Annotated in this window: 21 protein-coding genes; 14 read left to right on the top strand and 7 right to left on the bottom strand. The window is 61.8% G+C overall.

The window, feature by feature from the left end; genetic code table 11:
* Nucleotides 1-210 precede the first annotated feature (210 nt).
* Nucleotides 211-1,863, bottom strand: a complete 1,653-nt coding sequence (locus KGA96_RS11945) for a SulP family inorganic anion transporter (protein WP_223512938.1) — start codon at nucleotides 1,861-1,863, stop codon at nucleotides 211-213.
* A 94-nt stretch (nucleotides 1,864-1,957) separates the two neighbouring features.
* On the bottom strand, nucleotides 1,958-3,238 hold the full coding sequence (locus KGA96_RS11940) for a serine/threonine transporter (protein ID WP_046037242.1): 1,281 nt from the start codon (nucleotides 3,236-3,238) through the stop codon (nucleotides 1,958-1,960).
* A gap of 363 nt (nucleotides 3,239-3,601) precedes the next feature.
* Here KGA96_RS11940 and KGA96_RS11935 point away from each other — a divergent pair, with 363 nt between their 5' ends.
* From KGA96_RS11935 to KGA96_RS11925, 3 genes are all read left to right on the top strand, one after another.
* On the top strand, nucleotides 3,602-3,985 hold the full coding sequence (locus KGA96_RS11935) for a tautomerase family protein (protein WP_046037243.1): 384 nt from the start codon (nucleotides 3,602-3,604) through the stop codon (nucleotides 3,983-3,985).
* Nucleotides 3,986-4,013: 28 nt separating this feature from the next.
* Nucleotides 4,014-4,601, top strand: a complete 588-nt coding sequence (locus KGA96_RS11930; protein WP_046037244.1) for a TetR/AcrR family transcriptional regulator — start codon at nucleotides 4,014-4,016, stop codon at nucleotides 4,599-4,601.
* 182 nt (nucleotides 4,602-4,783) lie between these two features.
* Complete coding sequence (locus KGA96_RS11925) at nucleotides 4,784-5,755, top strand: 2-hydroxyacid dehydrogenase (protein ID WP_046037245.1); 972 nt, start codon at nucleotides 4,784-4,786, stop codon at nucleotides 5,753-5,755.
* Here the strand turns inward: KGA96_RS11925 and tssA are convergent.
* The 5 genes from tssA to KGA96_RS11900 are packed head-to-tail and all read right to left on the bottom strand — an operon-like array spanning nucleotide 5,752 to nucleotide 13,276.
* Nucleotides 5,752-6,840: a type VI secretion system protein TssA gene (gene tssA, locus KGA96_RS11920; RefSeq protein WP_223512935.1), complete on the bottom strand. Its 1,089-nt coding sequence runs from the start codon at nucleotides 6,838-6,840 to the stop codon at nucleotides 5,752-5,754. The two genes, KGA96_RS11925 and tssA, sit on opposite strands and share 4 nt — an antisense overlap.
* Entirely contained in the window at nucleotides 6,837-10,658 is a 3,822-nt protein-coding gene (locus KGA96_RS11915; protein ID WP_046037247.1) for a type VI secretion system protein, read from the bottom strand. The genes tssA and KGA96_RS11915 overlap by 4 nt, the downstream gene beginning before the upstream one ends.
* A complete protein-coding gene (locus KGA96_RS11910) occupies nucleotides 10,655-11,422 on the bottom strand; it encodes a DotU family type IV/VI secretion system protein (RefSeq protein WP_223467270.1) in 768 nt (255 codons plus the stop codon). The genes KGA96_RS11915 and KGA96_RS11910 overlap by 4 nt, the downstream gene beginning before the upstream one ends.
* Before the next feature lie 18 nt (nucleotides 11,423-11,440).
* Nucleotides 11,441-12,772, bottom strand: coding sequence for a type VI secretion system baseplate subunit TssK (gene tssK / locus KGA96_RS11905; protein WP_223467272.1), 1,332 nt, complete (start codon nucleotides 12,770-12,772; stop codon nucleotides 11,441-11,443).
* Nucleotides 12,773-12,826: 54 nt separating this feature from the next.
* On the bottom strand, nucleotides 12,827-13,276 hold the full coding sequence (locus KGA96_RS11900) for a type VI secretion protein (RefSeq protein WP_223512933.1): 450 nt from the start codon (nucleotides 13,274-13,276) through the stop codon (nucleotides 12,827-12,829).
* Between the two features lie 226 nt (nucleotides 13,277-13,502).
* Here KGA96_RS11900 and tssB point away from each other — a divergent pair, with 226 nt between their 5' ends.
* From tssB to KGA96_RS11845, 11 genes are all read left to right on the top strand, one after another.
* A complete protein-coding gene (tssB, locus tag KGA96_RS11895; protein WP_046037250.1) occupies nucleotides 13,503-14,045 on the top strand; it encodes a type VI secretion system contractile sheath small subunit in 543 nt (180 codons plus the stop codon).
* A gap of 28 nt (nucleotides 14,046-14,073) precedes the next feature.
* Nucleotides 14,074-15,555 (top strand): type VI secretion system contractile sheath large subunit, encoded by a 1,482-nt coding sequence (gene tssC / locus KGA96_RS11890; protein ID WP_046037251.1) that lies wholly within the window; start codon nucleotides 14,074-14,076, stop codon nucleotides 15,553-15,555.
* A gap of 78 nt (nucleotides 15,556-15,633) precedes the next feature.
* Nucleotides 15,634-16,131 carry an Hcp family type VI secretion system effector gene (locus KGA96_RS11885; protein WP_008046674.1) on the top strand — a complete coding sequence of 166 codons (498 nt, stop codon included), beginning with the start codon at nucleotides 15,634-15,636 and terminating at the stop codon, nucleotides 16,129-16,131.
* 15 nt (nucleotides 16,132-16,146) lie between these two features.
* Complete coding sequence (gene tssE, locus KGA96_RS11880; protein ID WP_046037252.1) at nucleotides 16,147-16,587, top strand: type VI secretion system baseplate subunit TssE; 441 nt, start codon at nucleotides 16,147-16,149, stop codon at nucleotides 16,585-16,587.
* Nucleotides 16,571-18,364 (top strand): type VI secretion system baseplate subunit TssF, encoded by a 1,794-nt coding sequence (gene tssF, locus KGA96_RS11875; RefSeq protein WP_223467277.1) that lies wholly within the window; start codon nucleotides 16,571-16,573, stop codon nucleotides 18,362-18,364. Before tssE ends, tssF begins: the two co-directional genes overlap by 17 nt.
* The gene (tssG, locus tag KGA96_RS11870) at nucleotides 18,328-19,353 is read left to right on the top strand and encodes a type VI secretion system baseplate subunit TssG (protein ID WP_046037255.1); all 1,026 of its coding nucleotides are present in this window, start codon (nucleotides 18,328-18,330) and stop codon (nucleotides 19,351-19,353) included. The genes tssF and tssG overlap by 37 nt, the downstream gene beginning before the upstream one ends.
* A 2-nt stretch (nucleotides 19,354-19,355) precedes the next feature.
* Nucleotides 19,356-21,899 carry a type VI secretion system ATPase TssH gene (gene tssH, locus KGA96_RS11865; RefSeq protein ID WP_223512931.1) on the top strand — a complete coding sequence of 848 codons (2,544 nt, stop codon included), beginning with the start codon at nucleotides 19,356-19,358 and terminating at the stop codon, nucleotides 21,897-21,899.
* The gene (locus KGA96_RS11860; RefSeq protein ID WP_185754724.1) at nucleotides 21,884-22,471 is read left to right on the top strand and encodes a hypothetical protein; all 588 of its coding nucleotides are present in this window, start codon (nucleotides 21,884-21,886) and stop codon (nucleotides 22,469-22,471) included. Before tssH ends, KGA96_RS11860 begins: the two co-directional genes overlap by 16 nt.
* A 34-nt stretch (nucleotides 22,472-22,505) precedes the next feature.
* Entirely contained in the window at nucleotides 22,506-23,156 is a 651-nt protein-coding gene (locus tag KGA96_RS11855) for an endonuclease/exonuclease/phosphatase family protein (protein WP_080925234.1), read from the top strand.
* A gap of 10 nt (nucleotides 23,157-23,166) precedes the next feature.
* Nucleotides 23,167-25,176 (top strand): type VI secretion system tip protein VgrG, encoded by a 2,010-nt coding sequence (gene tssI / locus KGA96_RS11850; RefSeq protein WP_223512930.1) that lies wholly within the window; start codon nucleotides 23,167-23,169, stop codon nucleotides 25,174-25,176.
* 13 nt (nucleotides 25,177-25,189) lie between these two features.
* Nucleotides 25,190-25,732, top strand: coding sequence for a toxin-antitoxin system YwqK family antitoxin (locus KGA96_RS11845; protein ID WP_223512928.1), 543 nt, complete (start codon nucleotides 25,190-25,192; stop codon nucleotides 25,730-25,732).
* Nucleotides 25,733-25,735: the final 3 nt, after the last annotated feature.

Genomic DNA, 25,735 nt, shown 5'->3' with positions numbered 1-25,735 from the left:
AAAAACGCCGCCCATCGTGAGATGAGCGGCGTTTTTTTATGCCTGAAAATTCGCCAGTGAAGTGTGAGCTTTTTGTGGCGAGGGGGCTTGCCCCCGTTCGGCTGCGTAGCAGTCGTAAATTCGGTAAACACTGTTTAGTCATGGAAATACTGGGGCCGCTGCGCGACCCAACGGGGGCAAGCCCCCTCGCCACAAAAGCTCTCCCACAGGTTATGCGTTCAGCTTGTGGGCCTGCTGCACCGCACCATCCACACTCAACCCACTCAGCACCACCCCGCTAACCTCCACCTGCGGCAACGCTGCCAACACCGCTTGTGCGTCATCCTTCAGCCGCGCCAGAATCAGGCGTTTGCCCTCCTGATGCACCCGCACGAAAAACTCCTGCAACGCCTCGATGCTGGTGCCATCCAGATCTGGTGATTCCTCAAGACTGAGAATCACCGAATGAACCGGCGTTTGCGAATGCCGGATCAGACGCAAGGCACCGCCAAGAATCCGTTCGACGTTGGCAAAGAACAACGCTTCCCCCGGTCGCACAATCAACACGCCCGGCACGGCTTGTGCCGTTGGGTGGCGTTGCAGGTCGACAAAGTCGTGACTGCCATCGATGCGCCCCAGGATCTGGATATCCGCCGCCGACATCTGTTTGAGCATCAGCAACACACTGATCGCCACCGCCACCAGCAAGCCGTCCAGCACCCCCAGCACCAACACCGCAGCCACGGCGCAGATCACCAACAAGCGGTCACGGCGCCAGATGAAATAGCGTCCCAGCGGCTGCAGGCTCAAGCCGCGCCCCAGGGCATGGATAACGATAGCGGCGAGGATCGGCTCCGGGGTCAGGGCGATGTAAGGCAGCACCGTCAGGACAATGACCAGCACCACCAGTGCCGCCACGATACCGGCCAGGCGCGAAGTGGCACCCGCCGCCTCGTTGGCCGAGGTCGCCGAATACCCCGCTCCCGCTGGCATGCCGTGGAACAGTCCGGACAACAGGTTGGAAGCCCCCAGAGCCAGCAGGTCGCGGTTCGAGTTGACCCGATCGCGATGTTTTAGAGCAAAAGAACTGATCGAGCCATAGGACTCCGCATACAGAATCATCACCATGGCGAACGCCAATTCCCCCAGACGCAGCCAGTCGGCAAACGGCAGTACCGGCAACTTCGGCACCTCCAGGCTCAGGTCAATCACGCCGATCAGCTTTACGCCATGGGCCGGCAGGTCCAGCCACTGCCCCGCCGCAATGCCGATCACCACCACCAACAAACCACCGGGCAGGCGCCGAAACCGCGCAAACAGCCATAACAAGGCCAATGCCACGGCGCCGACCGCCGCTGCAGCCCAGTTCCATTGCGGCAGTTGTTCCAGTAATTGCGGCAGGAAGCCCACCAGGTTGGCCTCGGTCAAATGCACGCCGACCACACTGGCGACCTGTTTGAGAATGATGGTCAGCGCCAGGCCAAAAGCAAAACCGCGCAGCACCGGCTTGGCGATGAACGAGGTCACGCTGCCGAGCTTGAACAACCCCGCCAGCAAGAAAAACGCCCCGGTCACCAGCACCAGGCCGATGGCCAGGGTCGAGCGAAGCCCGGGATCGCCATTGGCCAGGGTAGCGGTCGCGGCGGCCAACACGGCGGCGGAGGATGAAGTGGCCGAGACAATTGCAAAACGGCTGGTGCCGAACAAGCCATAACACAGCAACCCGGCGAACAAGGCGATCACCCCGGCCTGGGGCGCCAGTGCGGCGATGCTTGAATAGGCGACCGCTTCGGGCAGCAACAGGCCGGCAATCGACAAACCTGCCAACAGGTCCTGCCAGCGGTTGGGTTGCTCGGTGGGGTTAGCGTTTGGGGCGCTCGACAATCCAGTGTCTCCAGGCGAAAAAAAACCGCTGCACGTATCACGTGCAGCGGCCACTGTAGCTGTCAATCCGGCACTGCGCGAGCAGGCCGGTAGATCACGCGGTCAGCGAGTAGATCAACGCCGTGATCGCCACCAGGCCCACCGCCGTCACGAAGACGTTGGAGGCCTGACCGCGATAGCGTGCCATCGCCGGCACCTTGCGGATGGCGTACATCGGCATCAGGAACAGAATCGCCGCGATCACCGGGCCACCGAGGGTTTCGATCATGCCGAGGATGCTCGGGTTCAGCGTAGCGACGATCCAGCACACCACCAGCATGAAGGCGGCGGTCATGCGGTCCAGGGCCTTGGCGGACGGACGCTTGCCGCTCTTGACGATCAGGCCCTTGAGGCCTTCGCTGGCGCCGATGTAGTGCCCCAGGAACGACTTGGAAATGGCCACGAAGGCAATCAACGGCGCCGCGAAGGCGATGGTCGGATTGCTGAAGTGGTTGGCCAGGTACGACAGGATCGACAGGTTCTGCGCCTTGGCTTCAGCCAGTTGCGCTGGCGACAGGGTCAGCACGCAACTGAAGACGAAGAACAGCACCATCACCACCATCAGCAGGTGGGCGCGGGACAGGATCTGCGAGCTGCGCTCCTCGGCGTGCTCACCGTAGCGACGCTTCTGGTCCACGGCGAACGCCGAGATGATCGGCGAGTGGTTGAACGAGAACACCATCACCGGAATCGCCAGCCACAGGGTGTGCAGCAACGCCGACGGTGCCGGCACGCTGCTGGCGGTGGCGAGGATGCCGCCGTTCCAGTGGGGAACCAGGTAAACCGCCAGGAACAGCAGCGCGACGATGAACGGGTAGACCATCAGGCTCATGGCCTTGACGATCAATTGCTCACCGCAACGCACCACCGCCAGCAGGCCGAGGATCAGCACCAGCGACAGCACGGCGCGCGGTGGCGGCGTGATGTGCAGTTGATGCTCCATGAAGCTGCCGACCGTGTTGGTCAGGGCCACGCTGTAGATCAGCAGGATCGGGAAAATCGCGAAGAAGTACAGCAAGGTGATCAGCGCGCCGGCCTTGATGCCGAAATGCTCTTCCACCACTTCAGTGATGTCGGCGCCTTCGCGACCGGACAGCACGAAACGGGTCAGCCCACGGTGTGCGTAGAACGTCATCGGGAACGCCAGCAGCGCCAGGACCAGCAACGGCCAGAAACCGCCCAGGCCTGCGTTGATCGGCAAAAACAGGGTTCCCGCACCAATCGCCGTGCCAAACAGGCCCAGCATCCAGGTGGTGTCCTGGCGATTCCAGCTCGAAAGCGTCGCGGGTGTCGCTTCTACATAGCGTTCGTTAACGCTATTGGCCTGATCATTCATCCGGTGGGATCTCCACATTCCGGTCACTTGCCACCCGGCCAGGACGCGTCGGAATACCCGACAGGCGGCGTCCGGCCGAAACAGGGGCGGCATTCTGGGGGATTAGTGAGCAGAAGCAAAGACTTAGGTGAGGAACGGTGGTACCAGTTCGCCGACAAAATCACCTGTAGGAGCTGGCTTGCCAGCGAAGGCGTCCGAAAAATCGGCGCATGGCTCAAGACCGCCTTCGCCGGCAAGCCGGCTCCTACAAGGGAATGCGGCGATGTCGGCACTTGCACTTGATCGCCTGAGTGCAATCCGCGCTTGATAAAGGTCTACCATCATGTATTTTTAATCGACCTGCATTCCTTCTGGAGTCTTCCCATGCCACTGGTTCGCGTCGACATCAAAAAACATCAGGACCCCACCCACGTCAAACGCATCGGCCAACTGATCTACGCCGCCATGCACAGCACCATCGGTGTGCCGCAGAACGATAATTTCCAGATACTCGCCGAACACGATGCGCAGCATTTCATCTTTGATTCCGGTTATCTGGGCATCAACCGTTCGGACCAGTTGGTGGTGATCCAGATCACCATGAGCGAAGGACGAACCGTCGAGCAGAAAAAACTCCTCTACAAAACCATCGCCGAAAGCCTTAATGCAGAGCTGGCGGTGCGCCTGGAGGACGTTTTCATTAATCTGGTGGAAGTGAAAAAAGAGAACTGGTCGTTCGGCAACGGGATTGCCCAATACGCCCTCTGATATTCAACCTGCAAACCGAGAATGACCCATGCCCCGAGTTTCCCGCAAACAAGCCGACCTCAACCGCGAGACCATCGTCGAAGCCGCCACCCGGCTGTTTCGCGAACGCGGCTTGCACGGGATCAGTGTGGTTGATGTGATGGCCGCCGCCGGCCTGACCCACGGCGGTTTCTACGGGCACTTCGAATCCAGGGAAGCCCTGGCGCAAGAGGCCAGCGGCCGGGCTTTCGAGCAGGCCGCACAACGCTGGCTAGGACGGGTGGCCGAGCATGACAGCAAGGACGCCGCCCGCCGCGCCGTGGTCGAAACCTACCTGTCCAACGAAAGCCGGGACAATCCAGGCGACAGCTGCCCGGTGGTGGCCTTTGCCGGGGACATGTGCCATGAGGCCGCCGAGAGCGGATTGCGCCAGACCTATCTGCTGGGCCTGAACAACCTGCTCGATTCCCTCGGCTCGCTGCTGGACGCAGAGGACGAAGCCGGCAAACGACAGCAGGCGCTGGTGCAGTATTCGCTCATGTTCGGGGCGTTGATGCTGTCCCGGGCCACCCGTGGCGACCCGCTGTCGGATGAAATTCTCGAAGCTGCCCGGGCCGCCCTCACGCCATCGAAATAAATCGCCCGCCCCCACGCAATAAAAAGATCGCAGGCTTTGCCAGCTCCTACACTCAGCGCAGTGCCCGCCATGGCGCAGGAGCTGCCACGGGCTGCGATCGCTGGTGGTTGCCAAGCCATCCTGAAATCAGCAATCTCAAGTGACGTTCGAGCCGATTTTTCGATGCCCACAGGGAGGCAAAAATGCCTGTAACCGTTCTGGTACTGGTTGAAACCATCAATGATTACCTGCCTATCCTTGAACATCAGGGTTTTCACCTGATCCTGGCCCCGACGCCCGCCGAGCGCGCCGAAGCCATCGCCCGCCACACCGGGCAGATCGACGCCGTCCTCACCCGTGGCCCGTTGGGGCTGTATGCCGATGAAATCGCCGCCCTGCCCAACCTCAAGATCATCTGCGTGATCGGCGCCGGCCATGAACACGTCGACCTGCAGGCCGCCGCGAACCGGGGCATCACCGTCACCAATGGTGCCGGGGTCAACGCCTCGTCCGTCGCCGACCATGCCATGGCGCTGCTGCTGTCGCTGGTGCGCGACATCCCCCGCTGTGATGCCGCCGTACGGCGGGGCGAGTGGCCAAAGATCATGCGCCCGTCCCTGGCCGGCAAACGCTTGGGCATCCTCGGCCTCGGCGCGGTCGGCATGGCCATCGCCAAACGCGCCAGCGCCGGTTTCGACATGGACATTTGCTACCACAGTCGCCAGCATCGTAGTGATGTGTCCTACACCTTCTGCTCGACCCCGGCCGAACTGGCGCGGGCCTCGGACTTCCTGATCGTTGCCACGCCCGGCGGCGTGGGCACCCGGCAACTGATCAATCGCCCGGTGCTCGACGCGTTGGGCCCCAACGGGTTTATCGTCAACATCGCCCGGGCCAGCGTGATTGCCACTGCCGACCTGATCAGCGCCCTGGAGCAGCGCCGGATCGCCGGTGCCGCGCTGGACGTGTTCGACGCCGAACCCAAGGTGCCGGATGCACTCAAGACCCTGAACAACGTGATCCTCACCCCCCATGTCGCCGGGTTGTCCCCGGAAGCCACCCAGGGCACCGTCGAACTGGTGGGCAAGAACCTCGTGGCGTTTTTCTCCGGTCAACCGGTGCTCACGCCGATTGCCTTGCCCGCGCCGATCACGCCCTACCCGGTCACCGATTAAAGGACGCCCAACAGCGTCCACAGGCGACGGGATTCGGCATCGGCCGAGATCAGTTCACCCAACAGTTCACTCAGCGGTTTGTTGCCCCACTCCACCCCCCTGCGAATCAAATAAGGGACGGGGCTGTGGGGTTCGGTGCGTGTCAGGTACTCGGCAATCAACAGTAATTGCCGGTAGGCCTCGTCGCGACTCGCCGGCTCGCGAAACACCTGAGGTGTGGATGGCGTCGGCGCCAGCCCGGCCGATTCTGACGCCGCCAGGGATGGCGGCTCGACCGGCGCCTCGGTCAACGGTCGTGGCTGCATGGCGATGAACTCCTGGACCAGTGTCAATAACGCTTCGATCACATCCTGCAAACCCCTGAAGCCCGGTGCCTGGGCGCCGAGGTAAGCATCACTCCAGGCTCGCAGCCGTTGCAGATGTTGCAGGCTCGCCAGCAGGTTGTCCTGGCGGCGTAGCCAGTGGGACGGAGGTGTGGACCGGATCAGCTCGGTGAGTTTTTGCTGTTCGCCCCTTGCTGTTTCCGCCGCTGTTTTTGCCGCTTTGCTGTCATTGACCAGTACCTGTTGCAACTGTAATCGCCGCCACGCGTCCAGACAGTAACCTTCGAATTCACCCTGATGCGGATCGATCAGCGCCACCCGTGTCAGCAACACTTCGCTGTAGCGCCGCACCAGCCACTCCAGGGGAATGACCCGCCATGACTGGTCACCGTCTTCGGCCCGGGGATGAAGCTGCTCGGGGTAGCGCTCGCATAAGCCCGCGACCAGCGCGAGACTGCCCGGCAAGCCGTCCAGGCCGTCCCGATGCAACCAGGCCTCACCGAGCCAGGCGCATACCATCAAATCCTTGCTGCGCTCGAGTAGCAACGTGGTGGTCAGCTTTTCCAGCTCTGGCCATTGCGCCCGTTTGATCGACGACTGCCAGACTCCCGTTGGCAGGCTGGTGTCGTCCTCCCGACGCAGTTCGCGGGCCAGGTCGAACTCACGCTCGTAACGCAAATCCTCGCCGCAGGGTGCCTGTTCGCTGATCGGTTCGAGCAGCCGGGCAATCAGTTCCGGCAACGGTGGTGGAATCAGGTTCACAAGCCCTCCTCCTCAGTCATGACCGTCGCAGACGCAGTCGCCCTGGTTTGCATGAACGGTGAACGCGGGGCCCGGGTGGGCAGCGGTGGAATGGACAGTGGCAATTTCGAGCCCTGGCTCATTAACGACACACGCACAAACATCAGCGTCTGCTCGGCGGTGCTGGTCTGTGCGGTGACCGGCAGGCGCAATGTCAGCGGAAAATCGGTGAAGTCCATGTTCGGCTGGCGCTGCACCGACTGGTGCGAACGCATCAAGCGCAGCAACGACCACGGGCCGCCGTACTCCCAACCGGCTTCGAAATCACGCACCATCAGATTGGGCTGCAACGGATCATTGGCCGGACGTTGCGAGCCGTTCCTGGCCCAGCGCAAGGTCAGCCGGACCGGTTGGCCGACCATCCAGCGCAGGTTCGGCTGTGGCTCGCCGGGGTAACTGATTTGCTGATTACCGGCATTCAAACCCCAGGCAATCACTTGATCGGCGCCACGCTCCTCCTCGCGATCGGTGCGCCAGCGCACGTCCATTTCAACGCCGAGGATGCCGCTCTTGTCCCGCACGAACAGCGGACCCAGCCAGGTGCTGGCCAGCTTCAAGCGATTGAGGAAATCCTCGGCGGCCAGACGCTCCGGCGTCTGGCTCAGTTGCAACCCGGCCTGCGCCACGGGCAGTCGTTTGTCGATCAAGTCGAGGAAGTGCTGAACCCGGGCCGGGTCGGCGTCGGTGGCCTGCACGCCATTGGCGAACGGGAAGCGCTCGGCCAGGTATTGATTGAAATAGTTGGCCAGGTCGTTCCAGGCCGCCGCTGCTTGTTGCTGCTGCAAGAACTGACAGCGTTGCATCGCGCTCTGTTGCAGATCCAGGGCCCGCAGGGCCAAGGTCCCGCGCCCACCGGACAAGCTGGCCGTCTGCAGAATCCGGGCGCAGGACGTGGCGTCCATTTCAATGAAATCGCGGCTCACCAACTGCTCGATCTGGGCCGGCGAACTGGCGGGGTTCTGGTCCTTGTACTTGAGCAGTTCATCGTTGAGCGCGCTGAATTGCATGACACGCTCGTAATCCAGCGCCGAGAGATTCTGTTGCTGGGTCTTCAGCCACTCCAGCGCCGAGGTGCGCCGCTCGGTGATGCCGAGCATGGTGTTGAATTGCTGCTTGAGGCTCAGCTTCAAATCCTGCACATCAAGGGCGCCAAACAGTTGCAGCCCGAGGTTTTTCGAGCCGTCCCACTGACTGATCTCACTGCGCCCGCTGAACAACGGCTGCGCGGTTATCTCCTCCAGACCGCTGACCACCTGGGCCATGGCGCGACGGTTCAACGCGTTTTGCACACGCACGGCCAGATCGTTGCGATGGACCTCGGCGAAGGCTTTTTGCAAAGCCACAGCCTGTGGCGCCAGCACGTTGAATACATCGTCGCCACGGGGTCGGTCATTCTGGTCCTTGAGACTCAACCACATGGCCTTGGCCGCCGCCCCCTCTGCCGCCTGAAGCACCGCATCGCGATACGCCGGTGGAATGCGTGGCAGCTCTTCGGCGGCATAACTCTTGTAGCTGGCAAAATAGTTCAGCGCCGTACCGAGATCATCGCCATCGACGTTCTGCCCCTGAACGGCAGCGCTAGCCTGATCCGCGCGCAGGGCGATGGCCACGAAATCCCGTTTGAACAGGGCCTGAACTGCGTTGTTCAACTGGTTTACGTGCACTTGCAAGCTCAGTTGCCCGCTGCCTTGCTGAACCAGCAAGTTGCCCCGCGCCCCCGCCTGGGCGATCCACTGATCACGAAAGCTTTGCTGCAACCTGGAGGCTTGCTGGTCCAGCTGTTGCTCGACCTGCGGGCCGAGCAGGCTGCTCTGGCGCACCTTGTCCATCATCTCGCGATAACCCGGCACCAGGTCCTGGCCCTTGCCGCGACTCCAGGCCGAGTTGGTCAGCCCGATCAGCGCTTGCAGGTCGTCGATCAGCGCGCGCAAGTCTTCGAGCTCCGCCAGGGAATTGCCGCTGCCGGCCTCCAGCCGTTCAAGATGCAGCTTGAGATAACCGGCCTGACGGACGAAGTTGTCGGCCAGAAAGTACTGGTCAAGCCAACGCTCCATCAGCCCGGAAAAATTCTCCTCGATGAGCGCACGCTCCATGGCCAGGTCCAGGGGCTTCAAGTCACCGCCATTGGCATCGAGCAACACCCGGTTGTAAAAACCTGCACGGTGCAACGTGCCGGCATTGAGGTTCAGGGACAGTGCGTTATTGCTCAGCAACGCCAGGTCTTCGAGCGGCGCCTTGGGGTTGTTCAGCGCTTGGTTGAACCATTGATTCTGTTGCTCAAGCCGTACCGCGCGCTCCACCAGATCCTTGGCCTTGACGTAATTTTGCCATTGGGCCGGGTCTTCGCTTTCGACGTTGCCACGTCGCTCGGTGTTGCGAATGGTCTTGAGTTGCACCAGTTCTGCCTTCAGCAAGTCGTGCAGCGGTTCCAGCATATGACTCTGGGCCGTCAGGCGCAGTTGATCCTCCAGTTGCCTGTCCAGCGACGAGAACCAGGAGGTGGGAAACACCACCGAAGTGAAGCTCCAGCGCGGAGCCTTTTCCAGGACCCGCCAGAACCCCTGGACGTTGCGCCGGGTCGACTCCAGCCGATGGGACTCATCGGTGACTGCAACGTAATTTTTCTGTGCGCCTTGCAACAGGCGCGACAGTTCATGAGCATCCTTGACCGAGTCCTGCCAGACCCAAAGCATACTTGCGGCCCAGACCACGCCGACCGCCAGGGCCACCACTCCGGTGAGTCGCTGCCAGCGCTGACGCAGGCGCAGCAAGCGGGGCACCACCTGAGCCAGACCGCGTTCGGCAACCACCCGGCTTTGCCACAGTTGCCGGGCAAACGCACTCTGCTGCAACCCGTTGTCATAGGCCGAGAACCCGTCGGCAGCGTCTTGCGAAGGCTGGTTGGCGGTGAAGTACACCCCGCGAAAACGTGGCGCCTCGCCTTGGGCATTGCCTTGAAATACCGGTTCGAGCACGGTTTGCAGGTGGTGCCTCAAGGCCTCGAATTGTTCCGGCAATCCAAACAGCTCGCCTTTGAGATGGCCGGACAACGCACCGATTTCAATGATCGATTCCGACAGGGCCCGATTCACCTGGTCCAGCGCCTGATCGCTCCATTGCGTCTGCCAGACCGCCTCGGAGCCAAAGGGTGAAGACCAGCCCAATGTGCGTTCGCGGACTTCGTCGGGGAGCGCCGAGATCAGCTCCTGAAAACCCGGCAGCTCTTCCATGCCGGTAATCACCACGTACACCGGCAGGCTCAGGCCAAACCGCTGCAACAGATCGATGAAGCGCCGGCGCGCCGCCAGACCGAGGTTCGCGGCCTGCTCGGCATTGCCCAGGCGGCTGACCGGCACGGTCCAGATCACCCCGTCCAGTGGCCGTTTGCTGCGCAGGCGCAGGATCAACCCCAACAAGCGCCACCAGCCGCCGCGTTGAAGACTCATGCCTTCATCGGGCAAAAACAGCGCCTGAGGCACCACCAGCACCGCGCCTTCGGGGTCCGACCACCAGCGCCCGAACCAGGCCGGTTTATCCGTCGGTTGCAAGCGCCACTGGCTGCACAACTGGGTGCCCTGGGTTTCGTCGCCGAGCATCAGCAACCATGGAATCTGGTAACGGTCCTGAGCGCCCTGCTCCTGTTCCATATGGCGCACTGCGTTATAAAAACTGCGGATCGCCGCCCCGCTCTGGGTGCGCAACCACCATACCGCCACCGCGATGACCGCCAGCACCACCAACAGGACGAAGACCAGCCCCACGATCCCCAGCGTGCTCATGCGTCTTGCTCCGAGGTGGCCACCGGATCGGTGCTCTGCAACACCGGGTCGAGTTCCTGGCGAATGTCACGCCAGAAGAACTGCCCCAGCCCGGTCAGAATCATGACCATGGCGAGAATGACCAGGCCAAGGCGAAAGCCATCGGGCAACGACTGCCGCACCGGCAACTGCACCGCAGGCACCGTCGAAGGCTGCGCGAGCCGGGCGCTGACATCGGCATACTCCGCGTCGTGCTGCCAGGCAAACGTGAACAGCGCCAGGCGCAATTTTTCATGCTGGACCTGACTCTGCTCGCCGCGCAGCCGTCCTTCAAACCCCAACACCAGGCATTGCAAATAGACATTGGCCAAATCGCGGGTGGCGGGAATCTGCTCGTCCAGCAACGTCTTGATCGCCGCCGGCAGTTTTTCACCGGCCTGGCGGCTGGCGTACATCCGCGACTCCAAGGGTTTTTCTTGCCAGGCGGACTGGCCCGGCCACGGCGTGAACAACAGCGTTTCATCGATCAAGGCGACAAAGGCATAGACCAGCGCCTTGACCTGATCGGTCGCTGCCTCGCCAACCCGGGCGAAAGCCGTGCGCCACAGACGCTGGGAAATTTGCGTCGACAGGTCGACCACCGCCTCCACCAGCGCATCGTCATCGCTGTCCCTGGGCAGCTGACTCCACTCCCGGGACCATTGCAACCAGGCTTCGCGAAATGCGCTGCTCAACGGTGCTTCGCGCAAGCCCCGTGTACCCGCCCCGGCATGCCCCTCGAACATACGACGCCCCTTCCGTGATCAGGCACTTTCACCGGCCTGTGCCACAAACAACACCACTTGCCATGGGCTGCTCGCCGGCTTGGCGGCCGGCGCGACAATCAGCAACGGCAATTGCCCGTCGAACCATTGACCCTCGGCCGTCACCACAAACAACCGCGTGTCGTCGCCGACGCTGTAGGCCACTTGCTCGTTACGGCTCATCGCCTCATGGGGCAAACCGCTCATGCGCTGGCGACTGAGCAAGGGCACATGCGGCGCCGAGGCAATGATCGCGGCGCTCAGCCATTCACCGGCCGCCTGTTCGCTGCTGCCGTTGGGCATGCGCAAACCGATGACCAGGCGCTGGCTCGGTTGGTCGTCCGGCAGTTGAATCGAGAAGCTCTGTTCGCTGCGTTCGAACGGCAGGCTGCGATAGCCGGCGCGGATCAATTCGAGGGTTCTTTCGAGCCAGTCCAGGACAGGCTCATAGCCACGCTGCAGCTCGAGAAAATCCAGGGGGGCGAACGGTGGAACCCCGGCCAAAGGGTCCAGCGCGGACCAGGCACCGGCCAGGCCGAGCAACAAACCGTGCAATGCTTGCGGGGTGGCCAATCGGCTGTTCAGCGTACCCTCGACCTCCGGCAGACGTGCCCAGAGCGCCGTCAGCTGTCGACGGATTTCCAGCGCATCGTCCTGATTGCCGGCCTGTTGTGCCTGGCGCAGGCGGCCGGCCAGGAACATGCATTTCTCCCGCGTCCTGGCACACAGCCCGGCCACCCGGCGACCCAACGGCGACTCGGGCAGCAGGCACGGCGTGGGCGGTGTGTAGGGCAGCGAAAGGAAACCACCGCCCTCCTTGCGGATTTTCAGCAGTGGCAAACAGATGGAGTCGGCCTTGTTCAGTTGCGTGCACAACCGCGGATTCGGACGCCACACCGTGATCGACTCGGGGTACTCACCGCTGGTCAAATCCGGCAGCGCATCGCCGATCACCGATTGCAGCCGGCCCTTGAGCGGCAGCAATTGCCCGGCACGCCATAACGGGCTGACGGCCAGGTACACCGTGACCGTGGCGTTTTCCGAAGCGTTGACCGCGTCGCTGACATCGAGCTCCAGCGCCGGCCCGACACCCACTTGCAGATTGATGGGCAAACCGTCCGGCAGCGTCGCTTGCAGATCGAGCAACCGCACCAGCCCGGCACTCAATGCGCCGGGGTCAAACTCGACCCGATTCACGCCCCAGAAACATGGATTGCAGGCCTGGGCAAAATGCGCCACCAACGCCTCGGCTCGCAGCCCTTGCAACTGAAAATGCTGGGGCAGCAATTGCATGCCCTCGTGCCAGCAAACCGCGTCAGGTAACAGGCTCATACGACTCCCTTCGACGTCAACGTCGCCGCGCAAACCAGCGGCCTGGCAATGTCTTCACTGCGGAGTATTGCTGACCAGCGTCATCTCGCGACTGTCGAACTTGAGCCAGGCATCGCTCTGGTCATCGAGCCGTAACCGGTGTGCTCCGGGAGTGTTATAGCTGGCGAAGACCAAAAGTCCAGTTGCCCGCGTGCCCCCCAGCGGGAAGGGTTGTTTGTCGATGAACTGGCCGGGCACCAGCTCCAGCCCCCAAACGGTCATCAGCTGCCGGTAGTCGCGCTGGTATTGATCGCGCTCGGCGAACCACTGTCGCGCCGTGATGCCCGACAACTGCTTGAGCAGATCCGGATCATTGACGGCGATAAAATCCACGGCAATCGGCGTGTCGTCGTTGGCCTTCGGCGCGACGTCCAGGGTCAGGTTATCGAGGTCCACCCGAGGCCCGAAAAACGAGCACCCGGCGAGGGTCAGGAACAGGGCGAACGCAAAAAAACGTGCACACAAAATGAATTTTCCTTTTCTCGAGTCGGTCCAAAATTGTTTTCGCTTGCATTTTTATAGACCTGTTCTAGCGTCTTGGATAGTTCGGCCCCCCATGCCGAATGTGCAAGGTTTGTCAAAGGAACGACAGGTCCATCTGCCACCCTTTCTAACCTACGGTCCAGCAAGGGAAAGCGATGAGCGGGCCTCCCGATGCATTGCGCCCGCTCATGCATCGGAGTCAGCCAACATGGCCGAAAGTACTCAGCACAAGCTCGACAGGGTCCGCCCACCCCGGGTGCAAATCACCTACGATGTCGAAATCGGCAACGCCATCGAGAAAAAAGAACTGCCGTTGGTCGTCGGCATTCTCGCCGACCTTTCCGGCAAGCCGCTCAACCCCCTTCCCAAGCTCAATGAACGACGCTTCACCGAGATCGACCGCGACAACTTCAACGAAGTGCTCGCCTCGATTGCCCCCCGCGCCACCTTGCAAGTCACCAACACCCTCACTGGCGACGACAGCAAGCTCAACATCGAACTCAACTTCAAGCACATCGACGACTTCGACCCGGTGAAGGTCGTCGAACAAGTGACCCCGCTGCGGCGCCTGTTCGAAGCGCGTCAGCGTCTGCGCGACCTGCTGACCAAGCTCGACGGTAACGATGACCTGGACAAATTGCTGCGCGACGTCATCGCCAATACCGAAGGCCTGCAAGAGATCAAGTCTGCCCGTCCGGACACCGCCGCCCCCGCAGGCGACAGCGAAGCACCGGCCGAACCGCAAGCCTGATCACTCATTCACTTAGGGAGACGTCGCCATGCCCGCTTCAGCCAGCGCCAACACCAGTGAAAGCACCACGCAAAGCCTGTCCCTGCTTGACCGCATCATCGCCGAAGGCCGCATGGCCCACGACGATAGCCAGCAGGACTATGCCCGCGACATGCTCGCGGAGTTCGCCACCCAGGTTCTCGACGAAGGCATGGCCATCGACAAGGACACTGTGGCGATGATCAACGATCGCATCAGCCAGATCGACCAGTTGATCAGCGCACAACTCAACGAGGTGCTGCACCACCCCGAGCTACAGAAAATCGAAGCCTCCTGGCGCGGCCTGCACCTGTTGGTGCAAAACACCGAAACCAGTTCCCGGTTGAAATTGCGCCTGCTCAACGTCACCCAGAAAGAGTTGCAGAACGATCTGGAAAAAGCCGTCGAGTTCGACCAGAGCGCGCTGTTCAAAAAGATCTATGAAGAGGAATACGGCACCTTCGGTGGCCACCCGTTCAGCCTGCTCGTCGGCGACTACACCTTCGGCCGTCACCCGCAGGACATTGGCCTGCTGGAAAAACTGTCGAACGTCGCCGCCGCAGCCCACGCTCCATTCATTGCCGCCGCCAGCCCCCGGTTGTTCGACATGAACAGCTTCACCGAACTGGCCGTGCCCCGCGACCTGTCGAAAGTGTTCGAGAGCCAGGAGCTGATCAAGTGGCGCTCCTTCCGTGAAAGCGAAGACTCGCGCTACGTATCGCTGGTGCTCCCGCATTTCCTGCTGCGTTTGCCATACGGCCCGGACACCTCACCGGTGGAAGGCATCAATTACGTCGAGGACGTCAACGGCAGCGACCACGGCAAATACCTGTGGGGCAACGCCGCCTGGGCCTTGTCGCAGCGCATCACCGAAGCCTTCGCCAAATACGGCTGGTGCGCGGCGATTCGCGGGGCTGAAGGCGGCGGCGCGGTCGAAGGCTTGCCGGCCCACACCTTCCGCACCACCTCCGGCGACCTGTCGCTCAAATGCCCGACCGAAGTGGCCATCACCGACCGCCGGGAAAAAGAGCTCAACGACCTGGGGTTCATCGCCCTGTGCCACAAGAAAAACAGCGACGTGGCAGTGTTCTTCGGCGGCCAGACCACCAACAAGTCCAAGCTCTACAACACCAACGAGGCCAACGCCAACGCGCGGATTTCGGCGATGTTGCCGTACGTGCTCGCGGCCTCGCGTTTCGCGCATTACCTGAAGGTGATCATGCGCGACAAGGTCGGCAGTTTCATGACCCGCGACAACGTGCAAACCTACCTCAACAACTGGATCGCCGACTACGTGCTGATCAACGACAACGCGCCGCAGGAGATCAAGGCGCAGTACCCGTTGCGTGAAGCACGGGTCGATGTGACGGAAGTCGCGGGCAAGCCGGGGGCCTACAAGGCCACCGTATTCCTGCGGCCACACTTCCAGCTTGAAGAGCTGACCGCCTCGATCCGCCTGGTGGCCACCCTGCCGCCACCGGTCGCCGCCTGACCTGCCCCCGCTCCCGTCGGCCGGCCCGACGGGAGTTCCCTGCTTATCTAGCGCGATAACCTTCAGGAGTTTCATGCGATGGATGCAATTATTCTCGACCTCGGCGGCGACATCAAAGGCGACAGTCTGCTCGAGGGCTACAAGGACAAGATCGAAGTCATGTCCTACAGCCACAACGTGGCCATGCAGGTGACCAACGACGTCAGCAACTCGGAACGGACCTCCGGCAAGCCGCACATTGGCGAGTTCACGCTGACCAAATTCGTCGACAGCTCCACACCCTCCCTCAACGAATACTGCTGTGCCGGCAAACCGATCCCGGAAGCCAAAGTCATCATCGGCCGCAACGCCGCTGAAGGCAGCGGTCAACTGATGCCGTTCATCATCTACACCCTGACCAACGTGGTGCTGTCCAACGTCAGCGTCAGCGGTGGTACAGGCGGCAAGCCCGTGGAAACCCTGTCGCTGAATTTCACCAAAATCAAATGGGAGCTGACCGCGCAGAAAGACGACGGCACCAAGGAAGGCACGGCCGCCTCGACCTGGGACATGGCCGCCAACAAGCTCGTCAAGTAAGCGGGCGCATCGGCCATGGCAGGCTCACTCCTCCCGCCGCTGTTCGAGCGACTGGCCGCAAGCGAGGTCGACACGCAACACGTGTTCGACCTCCAGGACCTGCTCGACTCTGTTCGCTCGGAATTGCTGCGCCTGTTCAACACCCGACGCGGCCCTCATGCCTTGACTTCGCCACCGAGCATTCTCGACTACGGCCTCGCTGACTGGACCGCCCTGCAACAGCAGCGTAGCGATGACCGACGGCAGTTGGTGCGAGAAGTGCGCGAGGCCATCAACCATTTCGAACCGCGCCTGAAACTGGGCGAGGTTCAGGTCAATCCAGTCCCCGACCATCCGCAGCAACTGAGCATCCGTCTGCTCGGCGAGTTGCGCAGCGGCCAGCAGCACTGGCCCGTGGCATTTGTCATCGAGAAGGCAAGCGATGGCCTTGAGGTGCGTCATGAGCGACTCGATTGACCCGCAACTGCTCGATTACTACCAGCGGGAACTGACCTGGCTGCGCCATGCCGGCGGCATTTTCGCCGAGCGTTACCCCAAGGTTGCCAGGCGGCTGGAGTTGTCCCCCGACGAATGCCCCGACCCCCACGTCGAACGGCTGCTTGAGGGATTCGCACTGCTAGCCGCCCGCCTGCAACGCCGGCTCGATGACGACTACGCCGAATTCAGCGATGCCCTGCTCGAACAACTCTATCCATTGGCGATGCGCCCGCTGCCGTCCTGCGCGATCGTGCAGTTCCAGCCGGACCCGAGCAAAGGCAATCTCGCTGGCGGCTACCCATTGCCACGGGACACGCCGCTGTTCGTCACCACCGGCAAAGGCGAAAGCATCCACTTTCGCACCAGTGCACCCGTGCGTCTGTGGCCGGTGGAAATCACCGAAGCATTGCTGCTGGGCAGCGATGAAGCCCAGGCCCTGACCGGTGTTGTCCAGGCGCGCTCGGCGTTGCGCCTGGGCTTGCGCTGCCTCGGTGACAGCCAGTGGTCAACGCTGGGCATCGAACAGTTGCGCGTCCACCTGTGTGCGTCCCCGGTGGTCAACGCCTGCCTCTACGATCTGCTCGGTGCCCATGCCGTGAAGGTCCTGGCCGGGCCCGTCGGCAGCGTGCCGAAAGCCCTTGCCGGGCTGCCGCAAATCGTCGGTTTTGCCGGCGATGAAGGTTTGCTGCCGGACGAGGACGGCGTGCACCCCGGCATGCGCCTGCTCGCCGAGTACTTTGCCTTCGCGGACAAATTCAACTTCTTCGACCTGCCCCTGGCCGGCGCCACCAGCGACAACCAGACGCTGTACCTGTACATCGTCTTCGACCGCGCCCCGACCAATCGCCTGCACCTTCAGGCCAGCGATCTTGCACTGGGCTGCACGCCGGTGATCAACCTGTTTCCGCGAACCTCGGAGCCGCTGCGCCCGGACGGGACCCGCAGCGAATACCGCCTGGTCGCCGACAGCCACCGGGAAAACAGCGTTGAGATCCATAGCATCCGGGCGATGCGTGCCACCTCCAGCCGCGGGGTTCAGCGAGTACCGGCCTATTACGGCAGCCAACATGGCGGCGCCGATAAACAGTGCTACTGGCATGCCCGCCGTGTCAGCGGCATGACCCCCAACCGCCTCGGCACCGACCTGTTGGTGAGCCTGGTGGACACCCGATTCGACCCGTTGTCCGAGGCCGTCGACTACAGCCTCACCGCGGAACTGCTCTGCACCAACCGGCACCTGGCGCAAAGCCTGCCGGCCGGCACACCGTTAGGCTTTGAACGTCCGGGCCCGGTGGCCTGGGCGCGCCTGCGCAACCCGCCCAGCCCGCAAAGTGTGCCGCGACTGGACGGTGAGTCGCGCTGGCGGCTGGTCTCGCAACTGACCCTCAATCATTTGTCGCTGGTCGAAGGGCCACAGGCGCTGGATGCACTCAAGGAAATCCTCCAGTTGCACAACCTGCGTGACGAGGCCAGCGCCTGGCGGCAAATCGAAGGCCTGCTCAGCCTCGATTGTGAACGCGTCATCGCCCATGTCGGCGAAGACGCCTGGCGTGGCTGGCGCAATGGGCTGGAGGTGCGCCTGCAACTCGACCCGCAGCATTTCGTCGGTAGCAGCGCGGTGTTGTTTTCAGCGGTGCTTGCGCAGTTCTTTTCACTCTATGCCACCGCTAACCGTTTCGTGCGCACGGTACTGGTTCAATCGGACAGGGAGGTGAAGACATGGCAACCCCAAGCCGGCATGCCACTGTCCCTCTGAGCCTGAGCCAACGACTGCGCCGGGATCCCCAGGGGTTCGAACTGTTGCAGGCGCTGTTGCTGCTCGAGCGCGAACATCCGCAAGCCGAATCCCTGGGCAGCGGCACCGCTCCGCAAGCGGAAGCACTGCGCTTGCGCGGCCCGTTGACGCCACTGTTTGCCGCCAGCGAAATCGAAAGCCTGACCCAGGAACCCGGCCAGCAACCGGTCCTCAGCACCCCGGTGTTCGGCCTCGGCGGTCCCGACGGCCCGCTGCCCTACGCCTATCAGGAATGGTTGCAGCAACGCGCGAGGGCCAAGGATTACGCGCCCGCTGAATTTCTCGACCTGTTTCAGCATCGGCTGCTGAGCCTGCTGTACAAAGTGATGCGCAAACACCGGATTGCCGTGGGGTTCACCGTCCCTGGTGCCTCGGCGGTTCAGGCCCAGTTGCGGGCCCTGACCGGCCTGCTGCCCAAAGCCTTGCAGGAGCGTCAGGCCGTACCCGATTGTGCCGTGCTGGCGTGCAGCGCGCTGTTCGCCGATGGGCGCCGCTCCCTCGCCGGTTTCGCCGCCATCGTGCGTGAGCAATTCGAACTGCCGGTTGAGCTCAGCGCCTATGAAGGTGCCTGGCGCGAGATCCCGCCCGCCAGTCGCAGCCGCATGATCCCCGGCGGCCGCAATCTGCAGCTGGGTCGCACGGCAGTGGCCGGCACCCGGGTCTGGGATGAACACGCCGGCATCCGCCTGACTCTTGGCCCGCTGACCTCTGCCCAGGCGGCGCGGTTCCTGCCCGATGGCGAGTCTCACCCGGTACTGGCCAGCCTCAGTGCACTGTATTTTGGCCCGGACCTGGATTGCACCCTGGTGCTGCTGGTGCGCGGTGCCGGCCCAATCAAACTCAGTCGCCAGGCGCCACCACTGCTCAGCTGGAACGGCGGCTTGCAACGCCAGACCAGTCTGGCGGTGCAACGCATCGAAACCCGTCTTCGTCAGCTGGAGATCACCTGAACATGGAACTGGCCAGCCTGATCGGACGCCTCAACCCGGACAACCGCCGCGCCCTGGAGCGGGCTGCGCAACGCTGTCTGCAGCGAGGCCACCACTACGTTGAAATCGAACACCTGCTGCTGGAGTTGCTGGACATCGAGGGCGGAGACTTCGCCTATCTGCTGCCGCGCTTCGGCCTGGAGCGCGACGCCTTGACGGCGGAAATCAACAAGGCGCTGGAGCTCTTCAAGTCCGGCAGCACGCGCACCCCGGCATTGTCGTCGCACACCACCGGGTTGCTCGAAGACGCGGTGGTGCAGGCCAGTGTGCTGGGACTGGAGAGCATTCGCTCAGGGTTGCTGCTACTTGCCTTGATCGACCGCGATGAGCGCCGCAGCCTGTTGCTCAACAGTGCTTCATCACTGTTGAAGATTCCTCGAGAGGCTTTGCGCAGCAACCTGCTGGAATGGACCGAAAATTCTCGCGAGCACGTCGGCGGTAAACGTGCGGTGACTGCCGGCAACCCGGCGCCGAAACAGGACTCGGTGCTGGACCAGTTCACCCAGGACCTGACCGCCGACGCCCACGCAGGGCGCATAGACCCCATCGTCGGCCGCGACGGCGAGATTCGCCAATGCATCGACATCCTGCTGCGCCGTCGGCAGAACAATCCGATCCTGGTCGGCGCGCCGGGCGTGGGCAAGACCGCCGTGGTCGAAGGCCTGGCCCTGCGCATCGCTGCCGGCGATGTGCCGCCGTCCTTGCAGGAAGTCAGTTTGCGTGTGCTCGATCTCGGCTTGTTGCAGGCCGGCGCCGGGGTCAAGGGCGAGTTCGAACAACGCCTCAAAGGGGTGATCGACGCGGTGCGTAGCGCGGAAAAACCGATCATTTTGTTCATCGACGAAGCCCACACCCTGATCGGTGCCGGTGGCGCGGAAGGCGGCAGCGACGCGGCCAACCTGCTCAAACCGGCCCTGGCCCGTGGCGAGTTGCGCACCCTGGCGGCCACCACGTGGCTGGAATACAAAAAATACTTCGAGAAAGACCCTGCTTTGGCGAGGCGTTTTCAGTTGGTGCAAGTCGAGGAGCCGGACGAAACCACCGCAGTGGAAATGCTCCGCGGGGTTGCCGCCAAACTCGAACAGCACCACGGCGTGCAAGTACTCGACGCGGCCATCCACGAAGCGGTGAAACTGTCCCACCGCTACATCTCCGGGCGCCAGTTACCGGACAAAGCCATCAGCGTGCTCGACACCGCCTGCGCCAGGGTCGCCCTCGGCCAGCACGACGTGCCGCCACCGCTGGAAAGCCTGCGTCACCGGCAGAACAGCCTCAAGGATGAAGTCGAACGCCTGCGCCGCGAACAAGCCACCGGGCTCGATCACCGCGAGCGCATCACCCTGCTTGAAACCGAATCCGTGGCAAATGTGCAGGCGATTCGCGAACTGGAAGTGCGCTGGAATGAAGAACGGGTCGCCGTGCGCGAACTGCTGGAAACCCGCAGCGAATTGCTGACCTTGAGCGAACGCGCCGACAGCGACAAGCCGGACGAAGCCATCGACAGCCGCATCGATCATCTGGCCGCCGAACTGGTGCGCCTGGAAGCCGGGCTCGACGCCATTCGCCAGGACGATCCGCTGGTGCCGGAACAGGTCGATGCAAAAACCGTCGCAGCCGTGATCGCCGGCTGGACCGGCATCCCGGTCGGCAAAATGCTCGCCGACGAAGCGCACGCCGTGCGCACCCTTGGCCAGCGCATGGGGTTGCGCGTCATGGGCCAAAGCATCGCGCTGGGCACCATCGCCCAGCGCCTGCAGGCTTACCGCGCCGGCCTCACCGACCCGCAAAAACCTGTTGGTGTGTTCCTGCTGGTCGGCCCTACGGGCGTCGGTAAAACCGAAACCGCTTACGCCTTGGCCGACGCGCTGTACGGCGGCGAGCGCAACCTGATCAGCATCAACCTCTCGGAGTACCAGGAAGCCCACACCGTCAGCCAACTCAAAGGCGCCCCGCCCGGTTACGTCGGTTATGGCAGCGGCGGCGTGCTGACTGAAGCGGTACGGCGCAAACCCTATTCGGTGGTATTGCTCGATGAAATCGAAAAGGCCCATCCGGATGTACTCGAAGCCTTCTACAACGTGTTCGATAAAGGCGTGATGGAAGACGGCACCGGGTTGGTGGTGGACTTCAAAAACACTGTGATGCTCGCCACCAGTAACGTGGGCGCCGAACTGTTGCTCGACACACCGGTGGCACAACTTGGAACCGATGCCTTTAACGAAGCCTTGCATAAGGTACTGCTGCAAGCCTTTCGACCGGCGTTTCTGGCGCGGATGACGGTGGTCGCGTATCGACCGCTGGATGAAGCGACGCTGGAGGGGATTGTGTTGGCGAAGCTGGAGAAATTGCGTGGTCGGTACAAAGCCGCGACCGGGAAGCAGTTTGAGTTCGATGCAGGGATTGTCCAGGCGGTGTTGGCCAAGTGCAGTGCTGCCGGGGCTCGGGATGTTGAAAATGTGTTGATGACGCAGGTGACGGGGAAGTTGGCGGAGTGGGTGCTGGAATAAATGTCCTCATCCGGTTGTCCGGTGATGATAAAGCGGGTCATTTGAATGCTTTTTCTTTTACAGGAGTGACGAAAATCATGGCTTATGCGCAATCCACACTCACGGCGGCAAATATTTCCACACATGATCCCTGGACGCCCATGGTGAACTCGATCATCAACACCGGAAAAATCTACGGTGAGGACGTGGAGGTGATCGGCGCAGTTGGCGGTACCGGGCTGGTGACTAGTACCCGCTCCGGAATGCTAGTACTTAACGGTCTCAAGATCGGTCAGAACAACGCTCATATATCAATTGTCCCCAATGACTCAGGGATGTGGACTTATTTCCATATCACGTTGGTCGGAGGAAAAAACAATGGCTCGATCTATTACCAACTTGAAGTTGACGAAGACGACGAGCTTGATGTTAAAACATCGTCAAAAAGCCTGATGAAAGAAGAAGGCAAAAAAGCAAAAATATCCGCCGCCACCCATACAATCACCTCACAACCGGGGAACTTGCTGAAGGAGGTAAAGATATTGATGCAAAAATTGATCAAGACAAAATTTTCAGTAGGTGAAGCGACTTAGTCAAGCCATCCAGATGGGCGAAAGGGGTTATTACATGCTTACTTGTGTGACATGGAATACGCAAGGCAGTAACGCTGTTGAAATGCATGTGGAAAAACTGCTCACCGACGGCGCCGACATTATTTTTTTACAAGAGTCGGCCGAGTCGGGGGATGTTCAAGGATATACCTATGACTTTCAGGGACGCACAGGAACTTCCAGCCGGCCCGGGATTTTGTATAGCGGTACACGATCGCGCTGGCATGGCGGCTACCAGGGTGCTACCAGTGTACTTACTCGCCAGGGATTGGGTGCAACGGCATCGAATATCATCGTTCACCCGGACGGAGTGAGTCGAGGAGTCCTGTATACAACCATTGCCCGTGGGGGAGCGACGCTTTATTTATGTACCATTCATGCATGGTCGCCGACAGGAAATGACTGGGACTTGATAGCAGGAAACCTTATGGGTCGAATTATCGCGCTGGTAGGTGCCAATCCCGTCATTGTGGGAGGAGACTTCAATCAAGCAGCGGGAAGATCTGCTATTGGGGCATGGGCCATACCGGGTAGTTCGCACTTCGGCGGGGGCGCTCTGGATGGATTCTGGCTATATAACTTTCCCGCAGGAGCCGTTAATTCTTGTGGATTATATGCCTCAAGCAAAGGCGACCATTATCCCGCCTGGGCTCAAATAAACATATGACCAGATTCTAATGCCGCGCGCCATCGATACAACTACCAGCCTTTCCCTGACCGCCTCATCGTTAGCGGCACTTTATCCTGAGTCCATTTCCGGTGAGGAACCCCTCAACGGCCTCGGCAAGCAGACTTTGAATGGCCTCAATGACGGCACCTCATTAACCCTGACCACCGCCGTTGCCACCCACGTCACGACCACCCTGCACAACGACGCCCAAACCCGCCCTCTCGATGCATTGGTCGCCGAAATCCGCCAACTCCCGGCCGACGCCACCGCCGAACGCTATCAACTCGTGCTACGCCCGTGGCTCTGGTGGCTGACCCTGGCCAGCAACAACCGAGTGTTCCAGAACCTCTCCACTTCAGACATCGTCACCACGATTTTCAAGGCCCACGGCTTTACCGATTTCACCCTGAAACTTACCGGCAGCTACACCCCGCGCGAGTACTGCGTGCAATACGGCGAAACCGACTTCGCGTTCGTTTCGCGCCTGTTGGAGGAGGAAGGGATTTTCTGGTTTTTTACCCACGAAGACGGCAAGCACACGTTGGTGCTGGGGGACAGTAACGATGCCTTCCCACAAATCCCGAACGGGCCGAAGGTAAACTATCTCGGCCAGCAGATGGGCGAGCGCGAACTGCATGGCATTCGCTCCGGGCAGGTCTGCGTGCAGGCGGTGGCCGGGGTGTATCAGGCGACGGATTACGAATTCACCACGCCGACCACTTCGCTCTACAGCCAGGCCGAAGCAGTCGCTGGACCGCGGTCGATGTACGAGCATCCGGGCAGCTACAACGCCAAGGCCCGCGGCGATGCACTGACCAAGCAGCGCGTCGATGGTTTGCGCAGTCAGGAGAAGCGTTTTGTCGGCGAAAGCGACTGCCGCTGGCTGGTGCCGGGGCATTGGTTCACGCTGGCCGGTCACGATGACACAACCCTGAATATCGATTGGGTGGTGACGGCGGTGACTCACGAAGCCAGCCACGATCATTACCGCAACCGCTTCGAAGCGATCCCCAAAGCCACGCCATTTCGCCCTGCGCGAACAACGCCAAAACCACGCATGCACACCCAGACCGCCATCGTCGTGGGCAAGTCCGGCGAAGAGATCTGGACCGACGAATACGGCCGCATCAAATTGCAGTTTCCCTGGGACCGCGACGGCAAAAACGATGAAACCAGCTCCTGCTGGGTGCGAGTGGTGCTGCCCTGGAGCGGCAAGGGTTTCGGCATGCAGTTCGTCCCGCGCATCGGCCAGGAAGTGATCGTGACCTTTATCGACGGCGACCCCGATCGGCCACTGGTGACCGGTTGCGTCTACAACGGTGACAACGCCCTGCCCTATGCGCTGCCGGCCAATCAGACCCAGTCCGGGATCAAGACCCAGTCGTCCAAGGGCGGCGGCGGTTTCAACGAGTTGCGCTTCGAGGACAAGAAGGACGCCGAAGAGGTGTTCCTGCAGGCGCAGAAGGATCTGAAGATCAACGTACTCAACGACACCGCTGCCACCGTTGGCCACGACGAAACCCTGACGGTGCAGAACGCCCGCACGCGCACGGTGAAGGAAGGCGACGAGACCGTGACCCTGGAGAAAGGCAAACGCAGCGTGACCATCCAGACCGGCAGCGACAGCCTTGACGTGAAGGACAGCCGCACGGTGAAAGTCGGCGCCGACCAGACCCACAGCACCGGCGGCAACTACGACCACACGGTCACCGGCAACTACAGCCTGACCGTGGACGGCAACCTGACCATCAAGGTGACCGGCACCCTGACCCTGCAAAGCGGCGGCAGTTTTGCGATCAAGAGCGGCGCGGACCTTGCCGCCGAGGCGAGCACGTCGATCAACCAGAAAGCCGGCACCTCCTTGAGCAACCAGGCCGGCACCGCGCTGGAAAACAAGGCGGGCACGACGCTGACCAACGATGCCGGGATCAGCCTGATGAACAAGGCCGCCGCCGAGCAAACCGTCGACGGCGGCGGCATGCTGACCATCAAGGGCGGGCTGGTGAAGGTCAACTGAGGAGGGTTACGCAATGACATCGAGCAAACTTGATCTGGCGCGTGGCGACAGCCACCTCGACGGGCGCTTGCTTGAAGGCCGACTGGAAGGCCCGCTGCGCATCAAGGACGCCGGTCGACCTCAGGCAAACCTGAGCTACAGTCAGGGCGAGCTACAGGGCACGAGCCTGCTGTATTACCCCAATGGCAACGTCTCGGCGCAACTGCCCTATGTGCACGACAAGTTGCACGGCGTGGCCAGTTTCTTTGCGCCCGAGGGCGGGTTGCAACGCAAGGCGACTTATCGCCAGGGCCTGCTTCACGGTGAAGCGAACAACTACTTCCCTGACGGGCTACTGGCCGAGACGCAGTTTTACCGAGATGGCGTGCGCGAGGGGCGGTATCAGCGCTTTCACCCCAACGGTAAAACCGCCGTCGAGGCGCGGTATCTCAACGGTCAGTTGCTGGAACCGGAACAGGGTTTCGCCGCCGATGGGCGACCGCTGGACGCCGAGGGCAAGCCGATCTCGAGGGTACGCTGGTGGTTCAGGCGCTGGAGTGATCCTGCCGAGGCGTGAAGC

Source organism: Pseudomonas sp. GL-R-26 (assembly GCF_019947365.1).
Taxonomy (GTDB): Bacteria; Pseudomonadota; Gammaproteobacteria; order Pseudomonadales; family Pseudomonadaceae; genus Aquipseudomonas.
Note: the sequence above shows the minus strand (reverse complement) of the source record. Positions and strands in the feature narration are given on the sequence as shown.

Excerpts from the sequence above, each read along its gene's own strand:
- KGA96_RS11940 (WP_046037242.1), bottom strand. The coding sequence starts at position 3,238 with ATGAATGATCAGGCCAATAGCGTTAACGAACGCTATGTAGAAGCGACA.
- KGA96_RS11935 (WP_046037243.1), top strand. The coding sequence starts at position 3,602 with ATGCCACTGGTTCGCGTCGACATCAAAAAACATCAGGACCCCACCCAC.
- KGA96_RS11930 (WP_046037244.1), top strand. The coding sequence starts at position 4,014 with ATGCCCCGAGTTTCCCGCAAACAAGCCGACCTCAACCGCGAGACCATC.
- KGA96_RS11925 (WP_046037245.1), top strand. The coding sequence starts at position 4,784 with ATGCCTGTAACCGTTCTGGTACTGGTTGAAACCATCAATGATTACCTG.
- KGA96_RS11915 (WP_046037247.1), bottom strand. The coding sequence starts at position 10,658 with ATGAGCACGCTGGGGATCGTGGGGCTGGTCTTCGTCCTGTTGGTGGTG.
- KGA96_RS11910 (WP_223467270.1), bottom strand. The coding sequence starts at position 11,422 with ATGTTCGAGGGGCATGCCGGGGCGGGTACACGGGGCTTGCGCGAAGCA.
- tssK (WP_223467272.1), bottom strand. The coding sequence starts at position 12,772 with ATGAGCCTGTTACCTGACGCGGTTTGCTGGCACGAGGGCATGCAATTG.
- tssB (WP_046037250.1), top strand. The coding sequence starts at position 13,503 with ATGGCCGAAAGTACTCAGCACAAGCTCGACAGGGTCCGCCCACCCCGG.
- tssC (WP_046037251.1), top strand. The coding sequence starts at position 14,074 with ATGCCCGCTTCAGCCAGCGCCAACACCAGTGAAAGCACCACGCAAAGC.
- KGA96_RS11885 (WP_008046674.1), top strand. The coding sequence starts at position 15,634 with ATGGATGCAATTATTCTCGACCTCGGCGGCGACATCAAAGGCGACAGT.
- tssE (WP_046037252.1), top strand. The coding sequence starts at position 16,147 with ATGGCAGGCTCACTCCTCCCGCCGCTGTTCGAGCGACTGGCCGCAAGC.
- tssF (WP_223467277.1), top strand. The coding sequence starts at position 16,571 with ATGAGCGACTCGATTGACCCGCAACTGCTCGATTACTACCAGCGGGAA.
- tssG (WP_046037255.1), top strand. The coding sequence starts at position 18,328 with ATGGCAACCCCAAGCCGGCATGCCACTGTCCCTCTGAGCCTGAGCCAA.
- tssH (WP_223512931.1), top strand. The coding sequence starts at position 19,356 with ATGGAACTGGCCAGCCTGATCGGACGCCTCAACCCGGACAACCGCCGC.
- KGA96_RS11855 (WP_080925234.1), top strand. The coding sequence starts at position 22,506 with ATGCTTACTTGTGTGACATGGAATACGCAAGGCAGTAACGCTGTTGAA.
- tssI (WP_223512930.1), top strand. The coding sequence starts at position 23,167 with ATGCCGCGCGCCATCGATACAACTACCAGCCTTTCCCTGACCGCCTCA.
- KGA96_RS11845 (WP_223512928.1), top strand. The coding sequence starts at position 25,190 with ATGACATCGAGCAAACTTGATCTGGCGCGTGGCGACAGCCACCTCGAC.